At 59.2% G+C, this 12,033-nt stretch carries 14 protein-coding genes; all 14 read left to right on the top strand.

The genetic code is table 11. From position 1 onward, the window contains the following. Positions 1-27: 27 nt before the first annotated feature. The 14 genes from JZX89_RS06925 to trbK-alt all read left to right on the top strand — a co-directional run bounded on the left by JZX89_RS06925 (position 28) and on the right by trbK-alt (position 12,033). On the top strand, positions 28-939 hold the full coding sequence (locus tag JZX89_RS06925; protein ID WP_151653428.1) for a LysR substrate-binding domain-containing protein: 912 nt from the start codon (positions 28-30) through the stop codon (positions 937-939). Between the two features lie 276 nt (positions 940-1,215). Beyond that, positions 1,216-1,470: a hypothetical protein gene (locus tag JZX89_RS06930; protein ID WP_235923551.1), complete on the top strand. Its 255-nt coding sequence runs from the start codon at positions 1,216-1,218 to the stop codon at positions 1,468-1,470. A gap of 12 nt (positions 1,471-1,482) precedes the next feature. After that, positions 1,483-2,043, top strand: coding sequence for an OsmC family protein (locus JZX89_RS28855; protein ID WP_151653412.1), 561 nt, complete (start codon positions 1,483-1,485; stop codon positions 2,041-2,043). Between the two features lie 85 nt (positions 2,044-2,128). Beyond that, complete coding sequence (locus JZX89_RS06940; protein ID WP_151653414.1) at positions 2,129-2,470, top strand: carboxymuconolactone decarboxylase family protein; 342 nt, start codon at positions 2,129-2,131, stop codon at positions 2,468-2,470. Positions 2,471-2,491: 21 nt separating this feature from the next. Continuing rightward, the gene (locus tag JZX89_RS06945; RefSeq protein WP_369809536.1) at positions 2,492-3,664 is read left to right on the top strand and encodes a flavin monoamine oxidase family protein; all 1,173 of its coding nucleotides are present in this window, start codon (positions 2,492-2,494) and stop codon (positions 3,662-3,664) included. A 34-nt stretch (positions 3,665-3,698) separates the two neighbouring features. Then, positions 3,699-4,715, top strand: a complete 1,017-nt coding sequence (locus tag JZX89_RS06950) for an alcohol dehydrogenase (protein ID WP_369809537.1) — start codon at positions 3,699-3,701, stop codon at positions 4,713-4,715. After that, positions 4,705-5,373, top strand: coding sequence for a cupin domain-containing protein (locus JZX89_RS06955; RefSeq protein ID WP_151654594.1), 669 nt, complete (start codon positions 4,705-4,707; stop codon positions 5,371-5,373). The genes JZX89_RS06950 and JZX89_RS06955 overlap by 11 nt, the downstream gene beginning before the upstream one ends. A 249-nt stretch (positions 5,374-5,622) precedes the next feature. Beyond that, positions 5,623-6,501 carry a LysR family transcriptional regulator gene (locus JZX89_RS06960; protein WP_151654595.1) on the top strand — a complete coding sequence of 293 codons (879 nt, stop codon included), beginning with the start codon at positions 5,623-5,625 and terminating at the stop codon, positions 6,499-6,501. 336 nt (positions 6,502-6,837) lie between these two features. Next, a complete protein-coding gene (trbB, locus tag JZX89_RS06965) occupies positions 6,838-7,818 on the top strand; it encodes a P-type conjugative transfer ATPase TrbB (protein ID WP_151654597.1) in 981 nt (326 codons plus the stop codon). Then, on the top strand, positions 7,815-8,147 hold the full coding sequence (locus JZX89_RS06970; protein ID WP_151654599.1) for a TrbC/VirB2 family type IV secretion system protein: 333 nt from the start codon (positions 7,815-7,817) through the stop codon (positions 8,145-8,147). The genes trbB and JZX89_RS06970 overlap by 4 nt, the downstream gene beginning before the upstream one ends. Further along, positions 8,147-8,428, top strand: coding sequence for a VirB3 family type IV secretion system protein (locus JZX89_RS06975; RefSeq protein ID WP_092958015.1), 282 nt, complete (start codon positions 8,147-8,149; stop codon positions 8,426-8,428). Before JZX89_RS06970 ends, JZX89_RS06975 begins: the two co-directional genes overlap by 1 nt. A 10-nt stretch (positions 8,429-8,438) precedes the next feature. Then, entirely contained in the window at positions 8,439-10,946 is a 2,508-nt protein-coding gene (gene trbE, locus JZX89_RS06980) for a conjugal transfer protein TrbE (RefSeq protein WP_151654614.1), read from the top strand. Continuing rightward, entirely contained in the window at positions 10,943-11,725 is a 783-nt protein-coding gene (trbJ, locus tag JZX89_RS06985) for a P-type conjugative transfer protein TrbJ (protein ID WP_151654601.1), read from the top strand. Before trbE ends, trbJ begins: the two co-directional genes overlap by 4 nt. Before the next feature lie 20 nt (positions 11,726-11,745). Then, the gene (trbK-alt, locus tag JZX89_RS06990) at positions 11,746-12,033 is read left to right on the top strand and encodes a putative entry exclusion protein TrbK-alt (RefSeq protein WP_151654602.1); all 288 of its coding nucleotides are present in this window, start codon (positions 11,746-11,748) and stop codon (positions 12,031-12,033) included.

The following is a 12,033-nucleotide window of genomic DNA, read 5'->3' on the forward strand; positions in this document are numbered from 1 at the left end:
AGTCATAAGAAGAAAAGGTTTGTCGTGATGAGGTCACCTGTCTATTTGAATGCAATGCGAGCTTTTGAAGCCAGTGCCCGGCACGGGAGTTTTTCCGGCGCGGCGGCAGAGCTGAATGTTACCGCGCCTGCTGTAGGCCAGCTTGTCCGCGGTCTTGAGGAATGGCTTGTTGCCCCCTTGTTTCATCGAAGTGCCTCCGGGAAGGCTCGCCTGGTGCCAACCGAGGCAGCGGAGCGTGCCTTGCCGGACATCCGTGCCGGCCTTGATCGTCTCAGTCTGGGTCTCGAACGTCTGAAAGAGGCGGCATCAGGAGGCGTTCTTACCGTAACCGTTAGTCCGGCCTTTGCTGCCAAGTGGCTGCTGCCGCGTATTGATCGTTTCCAGGCGAAATTCCCTGAAATCGATGTTCGCCTCGATACCAGCCTCAAGCTGATCGACTACGTGGCGCAGGGTATCGACGTAGGCGTGCGCTACGGAGCGGGCAACTGGCCGGATCTCGCCGCTGAAAAGCTGATGGAGGAAGAAGTCTTCCCTGTCTGTTCGCCAGCCCTACATGAGGAATTGAGGTCGATCACGCTTGCTGAACTCCCACAGCAAACGCTGATACACGATCAGTCTGTCGATCCTGGAACGGGGTTCATGACATGGGAGACCTGGCTTGAGAAAGCGGGCGTGCCAAACGCAACAATTCAGCGCGGTATGCGGATCAACAACTCGGCAGCAGTCCTTCAGGCAGCGATCGAGGGACGCGGAATCGCGCTTGCACGCGGAATTATGGCTCAGGACGATCTGGCAGCTGGCAGGCTGGTTCCTCTATTTCCCGGCATCAACGTGCCGTCGCCACTGGCCTACTATGTGGTTTATCGGCCGGAATGCTCATCTCTCCCCCGTTCGGAAGGGTTCCGTCGATGGCTCTTTGAAGAAGCCAGTGGGGAATAGACGCTGCGCCATCTATGGATGGGCCTGAAGGAAAGCAAAGGCTGGCGAAACAGGCAAAGTTTTTCTTTTCGAGTAGGCAAGAACTTCCCTTTTGCAATTCTGGCTCATTCTGCCCATTTTAGGTAGTAATTCATCATTGAGGCGGTTTGTTTGCGGCGCTTTCGCGGACGCAGCATCGCATGATGATGAAAGCTTTTCTTCTGCATCGGGCATAACTCCGATCAGCCTCTAATGGAAGGACAAGTCCCATGACCTATTTGCAGATCACGCTCAAGATTGACGCCCAGAACCGCTCGGCTGCGGCTGGTATCTACCAAAAATACAAGGGGCCGTATCCTCGATACGATCCTGGGCTCCAAGTCGAAAGAACTGCTTGTCCGTGATGAGGATGTTCAGGTTCTCCACGGTTTCGACACAACCGCGAACGCCAGCGCCTATCTTGAAAGCAAGCTGTTCGCCGACGATGTGGTCGGTGGGCTCAAGCCTCTTCTCGCAGCGGCGCCTGAAATCCGCATCTATGACGTAGCGTGAAGGGCGGGTATCGTGTCGGAAAATAAGCAATTAAACGGCGTCGATCTCAAGGTCATGGCCGAGATCGGAGAAGCCGGGCGCTCTAACCGTGATGCGACCAAGTTCACTCTCGCTGTGAACGGAACCTGGAATGGTGGTAGCAAAATGACCGCTACCACTGGCGCGGCAGTCATGGGATGTCAGCGGGACGATGTTCGCGCCGGTCGTTTCACCATGGTCAGTGACGAGCCTGTGCCGCGGGGTAGCGACGAGGGTCCGAACCCTGTTGAATATCTTCTGCAAGCTCTCGGCACCTGCTACACGGTGGGCATCGCCACGATCGCCGCTCAGCGTGGCATCGAGCTGGAAAGCTTCCGTCTGGAGCTGGAGGCGGATGTCGATCTGGCCGCGTTCTTCGAGGTTGACCCATCTGTAGCGCCCGTCGTGAGCCAGATCCGCGCGAATGTATTTGCAGAGTCCTCAAACGCGAGCCGTGAGCAGCTTGATGAGTGGATTGCGGCTATTCAGCAGGCATCAACACTTCGCGATAGGCTGGTTTGTCCTGTCGAGGTTATCACCAAGGTCGCAAACTAAAGCAACCCTCATGTTTGGAGGGCCGGAGCCTTCGGGCTCTGGCCCCAGATTGCTACATAAAGGATCAGAAATAATAACCAACACCATGCAAGACTGGAATGCGTATCGTGATGCGTTGATCAATCGCGTAGGCGATTTCGCCAAGTTGGCTCCTGACGTCATGCGCGGTATTCATGCTGTCGAGAACAGTGCCGCCAGAACCGGCAAGCTTGAAACCAAGATTCACGAACTGATCGCGCTCGCTGTCGCCGTGACGACACGCTGCGACGGCTGTATTTCCGTACATGCCAAGAAGGCAGTCGAGTTGGGTGCAACCAATGAAGAAATCGCAGAGGCGCTTGGCACCGCAATTTCTCTCAATGCGGGCGCGGCTTTGACCTACACCGTTCGCGTTTTCGATACCATCGCGGCACTGCCGAAGGAATAACCACCAATGTGGGGCCATTGAGTGCCCCCATTCACTTTATTGAAAGTTATCGTCTTGCAGCACCCAGTAGTCAGCATTGGTGGCGGACTTGCCGGTTTGACAGTTGCTCATGCCCTTCATCAGGCTGGAATCAGCTTTCTGTTGCTTGAAGCACGAGACCGGCTTGGCGGACGCATCCTGACTGCTGATGCAAACGGCCATGTGTCAGTGGATGGGTTTGATCTCGGTCCCTCCTGGTTCTGGCCCATTATGCAGCCGGCAATAGGAGATATGGTTCAGCACTTAGAGCTGTCCTCTTTCGCGCAAAACAGTGAGGGCGACGTCGTGTCTCAGCGCATGTCGCGCGAAGCACCGCAGCGTTATCATGGCATGCGCCAAGTGCCCCAGTCGATGCGGCTCGCTGGAGGCACCGGTGCTATAATCCGGGCGCTTGCGGAGAGCCTTCCGGGGTCCAGCGTCCGTCTCAACGCGCGTGTGTCGGGTATCGCCCTTTCCGTGGCGGAGATGGAGCTCAGCCTAACTGAAACAAGTAGTGGCGCAGCAGAGAGCTTAACGGTCAAGCATATCATCCTGGCGCTGCCACCTCGCCTTCTTGAGGCCAGCGTTACTTTCGCGCCTGCGATTGATACAGCAACGGCCCGCCGTTGGCGTGAAACTGTGACCTGGATGGCACCACATGCGAAATTCTTTGCTCTTTACGATAAACCATTCTGGCGGGATGCAGGTCTATCAGGTACCGCCCAGAGCATGGTGGGTCCGCTTGTCGAGATACATGATGCAACAACAGCGTCCGGCAAGGCTGTGCTATTCGGTTTCGTCGGCGTTCCGGCCGAACAGCGAATCGTCCCTGGCAAAGATGCCATTGTCGCCGCCTCGGTGCAGCAACTCGCCCAACGCTTCGGACCGGAGGCTGCCAACCCGCGCGCCAAGTTGTTCAAGGACTGGGCGGCCGATCCTCCCACCGCAACGCGCGACGATCAGATAGCTGGCGGTCATCCGAGCCCGAGCTCGCAGTCATGGGTTACGAGCGATTTGCAGGATCGCCTCACTCTTGCCGGTAGTGAAACCAGTCTTACAGAGCCTGGCTACCTTGCGGGAGCGGTCGAAGCAGCTGAACGCGCTGCTCGAGAAATCATTAACAGGTACGCAGGCCCTACAGATCGGGTCATAGCGCCTCATTCCCCAAACTCCTGAAGGAGGCACAGCGATGAAGACTACATACAAAGCCATGCAGGTCACAACGCCGGGCACGCTCGAACTGGTCGAACGTGAAACCCCAAAGCCTGGCAAGGGCGAAGTTCTCATTGAAGTTGAAGCCTGTGGCATCTGTGGTGCTGACAGTGGTGACATTGAAGGCGCGGATCCGTTCCTCAGTCCGCCACGTGTTCCCGGACATGAAGTGGTCGGGCGCATCATCGCCATCGGCGAGAACGCCTCCTCGATATGGAAGCTGGGGCAGCGGGTTGGTGTCGGACGACTTGGCGGCCACTGCAATGAATGTGTGCAATGCCGCCAGGGTCAGTTCCAGCTTTGTGAAAGCCAGAACTTCGTCGGGGCCTCCTGCGACGGGGGCTATGCGGAAATGATGCTGGCGCGCGGCACAGGTCTTGTCGCGATACCAGACGAACTGGCTTCCGAGGAAGCAGCACCCATTCTGTGCGCAGGTATCGCAACCTTCAATGCGCTGAAGAAGTCAGGCGCTGAAGCTGGCGATCTGGTGGCGATCCTCGGGATCGGCGGTCTTGGGCACATGGCGTTGCAATATGCGCGCAAGATGGGTTTCAAGGTGGTGGCTGTCGGGCGTGGACCAGACAAAGCCGAGGATGCTTTGACGCTTGGCGCTCACATCTACATTGATTCCAAAGCTGAAGATGCTGCCGCTCAGCTCAAATCGATGGGTGGAGCCAAGGCGATCATTACCACCATCGGCAATGCAGAGGCGGTTTCATCGCTCATGCCAGGACTTGCGCCGCACGGACGCCTTGTTCTGCTAGGTGCAGGTAAAGATCCACTCCCTGTCTCGGCGGGACATTTGGTCGTCGGGCAGCGCGGCCTGCTCGGGTCGATAACCGGCACCCCCTACGAGAACGAGAAGACGCTGAACTTTAGCGTTCTGGCGGGAGTGCGTCCGCAAATCGAGACGATGCCGTTGGACCAGGCATTCAAAGCCTATCAGAAGATGAAATCCGGTGACGTAAAGTACCGCATGGTTCTGACTATGAAGGAGCAGGCCCATGCGCATTAACGACGACCTTACCAAGCCCATTATTGTAGACGCCACGAAACTTGATTGGGTCGCGAGCCCGGCTGTGGGCGTCGATCGTCGCATGTTGTATCGGGTGGGCGATGAAGTGGCGCGCGCCACCTCGATCGTGCGCTATGCGGCGGGGAGCGCATTCCCGCGGCACACCCATAGGGGCGGGGAAGAAATTCTTGTCCTCGACGGCACGTTCCAGGATGAGCATGGCGACTATCCGGCCGGAAGCTATTTCCGAAACCCGCCCGGCACCTCCCACGTTCCTGCCGCAAAGGATGGCTGCATCATATTCGTGCGGTTGTGGCAGTATCGCGACGGCGACCAGACCCAGATCGTGCGACAGCCCGGCGAAGGTGACGTGGTCGAGCCGCGCAAAGGCGCCAGCGCCGCAACTATCCTTTTCGATGACGGACACGAGGTGGTTCGACTTGAGGAGTGGATGGCAGGCGAGATAATCATCGTCGCAAACCCGCAAGGACTCGAGTTGCTGGTTTTGTCAGGCACTTTTACGGCCAATGGCATGACCCTGAACGCGCAAAGCTGGGGCCGTCTTCCAGCTAATGTCGATCTTAGTGCTCTAGCTGGTTCTGAAGGTGCGTGTGTATGGATCAAGGAAGCGCCATTGCTTCATGATGCTGTCCTCTAGATGTAATTCTGAAGAGTGATCACTTAGAATTAGAAGTGAAAATGAATAGTAATTTGATTTGATAAATGAGGAATGAATGTTGGATTTTCTTTCATCTGTTCTGCGCTCTGCGAGCCGCAATTGTTCTAAAACGCAACGTGGTCAATATCGACGTAGCCATGGACAAAGGAAGCGCCAGTGAGAAGGCGTGTCGCTCAGGCATCCGATACTGAAAGGTCCAAGCACTTCTTGAGGACCGGCCGTATACCGATGGTAGCTTTGGTTCAAGCTCTTGCAGTTGCAGAGTATCTTAGCTTCCATCGTGCGGCACTCGCTCTTGGTATCAGTCAGTCGAGTGTTAGTGCTCGGATAAAGGCGTTAGAGGAGGATCTTGGTGTAATCCTCTTTGATAGAAATACGAGGGGTGTCAGGCTTACAACTGCAGGACGACGTTTTGTCGAACAAGTTCAAAGTGCCATGGGGATTTTGGATCGTGCAATTAATACGGCTGCAATGCAGCCGGACGGCGGGGAGGGCAAATTGCGAATCAGTATTCATGCCCTTACCCCGGGCGGCTTTCTTGATCGCCTACTAAAAAATTACCGTGAAAAAAATCCTGGGGTCCGGCTTCAAATTGTAGAAGGTACAGCTCGGGACGCACAGTTCATGGTACGCGAAGGTGAGTTGGACATCGCATTCATGGCTTGTCATTACGAAATACCTGACCTCAATTCTCGTATGATCTGGCGAGATCGTCTTATGGTCGCATTGCCGACGCAGCATCGTTTGGCAGACCAATCAGATGTCGAGTGGCCTCAGCTTGCAGAAGAAGTTTTTCTCGTCCGCCAAGGCGGTACTGGCCCGCAAATTAACGATCTGATAGTGACACGTTCTGCCGGCAGATGGATGACTCCCGTGATATTTCATGTTGACGTCTGCCACAGTACCTTAATGCCAATGATCGCTGGCGGACATGGCATTTCACTTTGCGTCGAAGAGAATGTAGCGTCCGCGCCACCTAATGTGGTTTTTCTCCCAATCCGCGATGAGCCGGAAACCATTACTTTTTCGGCCGTTTGGTCTCCACGGAATAGAGATCCCGCACTTTTGAAGTTGCTGCAAATGGTGACAGACAAGAATCGGATTTAATCTTTACGATAGTGCTGTCGTTACCAGATAGCGTGAAGCAGGTTGTATTTGCGGAAGGCAACGATAGATTTCAAGCGTTTATGAAAATGCTAGATAAAGTCTGACAGTACTAGGAATATTGCTGAAGAAGCCAACTCGGGATGTAGCATTCTCATGCTGAGTCAGTTGGTCGGCGATGGAAACCATTCTTGAATCATCAACCTGTCCAATTTACCGCCGATAATCGCCGGTCGCCGCACGCGCGTAAATACTTGTTGAACAAGCCCAATTTCGGGCTTTCTTAATCGACCCCACTGCGGGGTCCGTCTGTAGCGCCCCGCCTGAATTGGGGCCGATATGACGACACATCACCATAAACCGGAGGCTATTGCGCGCGGCGCGAGGATGCTGCGCACAGCGCTTGGCGCATCCATCGCGCGGTTTCTGGAAGATCCCGGTGTGGTTGAGGTGTTGCTGAACCCGGATGGCCGTATCTGGGTGGATCGGCTGTCCGAAGGGCTGGCCGATACGGGGGAGAGGCTGTCCGCCGCCGACGGCGAGCGGATCGTGCGCCTCGTCGCCCATCATGTCGGCGCGGAGGTTCATGCCCGCAACCCGCGTGTATCGGCGGAGCTGCCCGAAACCGGTGAACGGTTTGAGGGGCTTCTGCCGCCTGTCGTCGCCGCACCTGCCTTCGCCATCCGTAAGCCCGCCGTCGCGGTGTTCACGCTCGACGACTATGTAAGCGCCGGAATTATGACCAGCGCTCAGGCTGAGGTGTTGCGCCTGAACGTCGCCGCGCGCGCCAATATCCTTGTCGCGGGCGGCACCTCGACCGGAAAAACCACGCTGACCAACGCGCTGCTGGCAGAAGTCGCCAAGACTTCGGATCGCGTGGTCATCATCGAGGACACGCGCGAGCTGCAATGCGCCGCGCCCAATCTCGTGGCCATGCGGACCAAGGATGGCGTTGCCACGCTCTCCGATCTGGTGCGGTCATCGCTGCGCCTGCGCCCTGATCGCATTCCGGTCGGTGAGGTCCGCGGTTCCGAAGCGCTCGATCTGCTCAAAGCCTGGGGGACTGGACATCCCGGCGGCATCGGCACTATCCATGCCGGTTCGGGCATCGGTGCGCTGCGTCGCCTCGAACAGCTCATCCAGGAAGCCGTCATCACCGTCCCGCGCGCCCTGATCGCCGAGACAATCGACCTTGTTGCTGTCCTTGCCGGGCGCGGATCGTCGCGCCGGCTGGTCGAACTCGCCCGCGTCGATGGGCTGGGGCCGGACGGCGACTACGACATTACCCCCGCTACCAGCTCGAAAGGAGACTCTTCATGATCCGCACGATTTCGCGCGGCTGCCGCATCATGGCAACCGCCGCAGCAACTGTTTCCATCAGCCTGATGCTGGCGCCCGCCGCACACGCCTCCGGTTCGTCTATGCCCTGGGAGGCCCCGCTCCAGAGCATTCTCCAGTCAATTGAGGGGCCGGTCGCCAAAATCATCGCCGTGATTGTCATTATCTCGACAGGTCTGGCGCTGGCCTTCGGCGATACGGGAGGTGGCTTTCGGAAGCTGATCCAGATCGTGTTCGGTCTGTCCATCGCCTTTGCGGCGTCGAGCTTCTTCCTGTCGTTCTTCTCGTTCGGCGGCGGGGCGCTCATCTGATGGCGGGCGGGTTTGAACAGCTCGATGCGGTACCGGGCTTCTCCATTCCGGTTCACCGGGCGCTGACCGAGCATATCCTGCTCGGCGGCGCACCGCGTTCGATTGCCATCGTCAACGGCACGCTGGCCGGCGCCGTCGGCCTCGGCCTTCGTCTCTGGCTGGTCGGCCTCGCCATCTGGGCAGTCGGACACTTCCTCGCGGTCTGGGCAGCCAAACGCGACCCGCTCTTTGTCGAGGTCGGGCGCAGGCATCTGCGCATCCCCGGTCATCTGTCGGTGTGAGGGCGCGAGCATGATGAACCTCACCGAATATCGCCGCACCTCCGCTCGGCTTTCTGACTATCTGCCATGGGCAGCTCTGGTCAGCCCCGGCGTCGTGCTGAACAAGGATGGTAGTTTCCAGAGGACAGCCAAATTTCGCGGGCCGGATCTGGATTCTGCTGTCGCCGCCGAACTGGTCGCCGTCGCCGGTCGGATCAACAACGCCGTGCGCCGTCTGGGTTCCGGCTGGTCGATCTTCGTCGAGGCACAACGCTCGGAGGCTGCGACCTATCCCGACAGCCGTTTTCCAGATGCCGCCTCCGCACTGGTCGATGCCGAGCGCAAGGCCGGGTTCGAGGAAGCGGGCACGCATTTCGTGTCGGGCTATTTCCTGACCTTCCTCTGGCTTCCGCCCGCCGAAGATGCCGCACTCGCTGAGACCTGGCTCTATGAAGGCCGCGAGCAATCCGGCGTCAATCCGCATGAACTGATGCACGGCTTCATCGACCGCACCGACCGCGTGCTGGCGCTGCTCGACGGCTTCATGCCGGAATGCCGCTGGCTCGATGATACCGGCACGCTGACATACCTCCATTCAGCGATCTCGACCAACCGTCATCGCGTGCGCGTGCCCGAAGTGCCCATGCACCTAGATGTGCTGCTGGCCGACCAGCCCCTGACCGGCGGACTGGAGCCGCGCCTAGGCGATCAGCATCTGCGAGTCCTCACCATCATCGGTTTCCCGACCGCGACCACGCCTGGCCTGCTCGACGAGATGAACCGGCTCGCGTTCCCGTATCGCTGGAGCACCCGCGCCATCCTGATGGACAAGACGGACGCAGTGAGGCTCCTCACCAAAATCCGCCGCCAGTGGTTTGCCAAGCGCAAATCCATCGCAGCGATCCTCAAAGAGGTGATGACCAACGAGGTCAGCGCCTTGGTCGACACCGATGCTGCCAACAAGGCGCTCGATGCCGACATGGCCTTGCAGGAATTGGGCGCTGACGTTGCGGGCATGGCCTATGTCACGGCCACCGTCACGGTCTGGGACGCCGATCCGCGTGTCGCTGACGAAAAGCTGCGTCTGGTCGAGAAGATCATTCAGGGCCGTGACTTCACGGCCATGCCGGAAACCGTCAACGCCGTCGATGCCTGGCTCGGCTCGATCCCCGGACATGCCTACGCCAATGTCCGGCAGCCACCAATCTCGACGCTAAACCTTGCCCACATGATCCCGCTATCGGCCGTGTGGGCGGGCGCGGCGTGGAACGAACACCTCGGAGCGCCCCCCTTGCTGTATGGCAAGACCGAAGGTTCGACGCCGTTCCGGCTTTCCCTCCATGTCGGCGGCGTGGGCCATACCCTCGTCGTCGGCCCGACCGGCGCGGGCAAGTCCGTGCTGCTGGCGCTGATGGCGCTGCAATTCCGCCGCTATGAACGCAGCCAGGTCTTCGCCTTCGATTTCGGCGGCTCGATCCGGGCATCCGCGCTGGCCATGGGCGGCGATTGGCATGACCTCGGCGGCGGGTTGACCGAGGGATCGGAGGTTTCCGTCTCCCTGCAACCGCTCGCGCGAATTGATGATGCTTATGAGCGGTCATGGGCCGCTGACTGGATCGCTGCGATCCTGATGCGTGAGGGCATGACCATCACGCCGGAGGTGAAGGAGCATATCTGGACGGCGCTGACCTCGCTGGCATCTGCACCCGTCAGCGAGCGCACCATCACCGGTCTCGCGGTCCTCTTGCAATCCAATGATCTCAAGCAGGCGCTGCGACCCTATTGCATCGGTGGCGCTTATGGCCGGTTGCTTGACGCCGAGGCCGAACATCTCGGCCACGCCGATGTGCAAGCCTTTGAGATCGAGGGGCTGGTGGGCACAGGCGCTGCGCCGGCTGTGCTGGCCTATCTGTTTCATCGGATCGGCGACCGGCTCGACGGAAGGCCGACGCTGCTCATCATCGACGAAGGCTGGTTGGCGCTGGATGACGAGGGCTTCGCCAACCAGCTGCGCGAATGGCTGAAGACGCTCAGGAAGAAGAACGCCAGCGTCATCTTCGCCACGCAGTCGCTCTCTGACATCGACGGCAGCAATATCGCCCCTGCCATCATCGAAAGCTGCCCGACACGGCTCCTGCTGCCGAACGAACGCGCCATCGAGCCACAGATCACAGCGATCTATCGCCGTTTCGGCCTCAATGATCGGCAGATCGAGATCCTCGCACGGGCAACACCCAAGCGGGATTATTACTGCCAGTCGCGCCGAGGCAATCGTCTGTTCGAGCTTGGCCTCAGCGAAGTCGGCCTCGCGCTCTGCGCCGCGTCATCCAAAACCGATCAGACCCGCATCGCCGATCTTGTCGCCGAGCATGGGCAGGACGGTTTCCTCGCCGCCTGGCTGCGCGATCGCGGCGTCGAATGGGCGGCCGACCTGATCCCGAACCTTACCAATCTTGTCGAACGGACAGAGCCCGCTCGGTCGGTCGCGCCAGATCAAATCCATCCAGATGACAGCCAAGAAAAGGAGACCCTGCCATGATTCGTATCCCCGTTTCCCGATATGTCAGCGCATTCGTGCTGGCGCTGACGCTCGCCATGCCTGCTGCACTGTCGCCCATGCTGGCAAGCCCCGCTCACGCTTTTGGCTTCGGCCGCATCGTCTATGATCCGACCAACTATGCGCAGAACCTTCTGACCGCCGCACGCACGCTGGAGCAGATCAACCACCAGATCACCTCGCTTCAGAATGAAGCGCAAATGCTCATCAATCAGGCGAAGAATCTCGCCAGTCTGCCATACTCCTCGCTCCAGACTTTGCAGCAGAATGTCCAGCGCACGCAGCAGCTTCTGGCCCAGGCGCAGAACATTGCCTTCGATGTGCAGAACGTCGATCAAATGTTCCAACAGAAATACGGCAAGGTTTCGCTGTCCGCGACCGACGCCCAGCTCGTCGCCGATGCGCGGTCCCGCTGGCAGAATACTGTCGGCGGCTTGCAGGACGCCATGCGCGTGCAGGCTGGTGTCGTCGGGAATATCGACACCAACCGCGCCGAGATGTCCGCTCTGGTCGGGCAGAGCCAGAACGCGACCGGCGCGTTGCAGGCGACGCAGGCGGGCAATCAGCTTCTCGCGCTCCAGTCGCAGCAGCTTTCCGACCTGATCGCGCTGATGTCCGCCAATGGTCGCTCCGAAGCCCTGATCGAAGCCGAACGCGCCACCGCCGCCGAACAGGGCCGCATCCAGCGCGAGCGCTTTCTGACGCCGGGATCGGGCTATCAATCCGGCAATGCCCGGATGTTCGGCAACGGCAACAACTGACCGGACAGGAAGGGCGCGACATGGACGGCAAGATGCTGGCCCGGCTGGGCGCGATCATATTCGTGGCCATCGCCATCACCGCGACGGTGATCGAAATGACACGCGAGGACGAACCAGCGCAGCCCCGTCAGGCCCCGGCGCTTCAGGCGCCTGCCGATCCGCTGCGCCAGAGCCTGCGCCACTGCCAGCAGTTAGGCGAAGCCGCCGTGAGTGATCCCGGCTGCCTCGCCACCTGGGCCGAGAACCGCGACCGGTTCCTCGGCCGGACGCCGGTGCCCGCCGCTCCGCATCAGAACGGGGGACAGTGA

This window comes from Agrobacterium burrii, assembly GCF_017313405.1.
In the GTDB taxonomy this organism is placed as follows: domain Bacteria; phylum Pseudomonadota; class Alphaproteobacteria; order Rhizobiales; family Rhizobiaceae; genus Agrobacterium; species Agrobacterium burrii.

Bases quoted from the DNA above. Each gene is read 5' to 3' on its own strand.
- JZX89_RS06925 (WP_151653428.1), top strand. From the start codon at position 28: ATGAGGTCACCTGTCTATTTGAATGCAATGCGAGCTTTTGAAGCCAGT.
- JZX89_RS06940 (WP_151653414.1), top strand. From the start codon at position 2,129: ATGCAAGACTGGAATGCGTATCGTGATGCGTTGATCAATCGCGTAGGC.
- JZX89_RS06950 (WP_369809537.1), top strand. From the start codon at position 3,699: ATGCAGGTCACAACGCCGGGCACGCTCGAACTGGTCGAACGTGAAACC.
- JZX89_RS06955 (WP_151654594.1), top strand. From the start codon at position 4,705: ATGCGCATTAACGACGACCTTACCAAGCCCATTATTGTAGACGCCACG.
- JZX89_RS06960 (WP_151654595.1), top strand. From the start codon at position 5,623: ATGGTAGCTTTGGTTCAAGCTCTTGCAGTTGCAGAGTATCTTAGCTTC.
- trbB (WP_151654597.1), top strand. From the start codon at position 6,838: ATGACGACACATCACCATAAACCGGAGGCTATTGCGCGCGGCGCGAGG.
- JZX89_RS06970 (WP_151654599.1), top strand. From the start codon at position 7,815: ATGATCCGCACGATTTCGCGCGGCTGCCGCATCATGGCAACCGCCGCA.
- JZX89_RS06975 (WP_092958015.1), top strand. From the start codon at position 8,147: ATGGCGGGCGGGTTTGAACAGCTCGATGCGGTACCGGGCTTCTCCATT.
- trbE (WP_151654614.1), top strand. From the start codon at position 8,439: ATGATGAACCTCACCGAATATCGCCGCACCTCCGCTCGGCTTTCTGAC.
- trbJ (WP_151654601.1), top strand. From the start codon at position 10,943: ATGATTCGTATCCCCGTTTCCCGATATGTCAGCGCATTCGTGCTGGCG.
- trbK-alt (WP_151654602.1), top strand. From the start codon at position 11,746: ATGGACGGCAAGATGCTGGCCCGGCTGGGCGCGATCATATTCGTGGCC.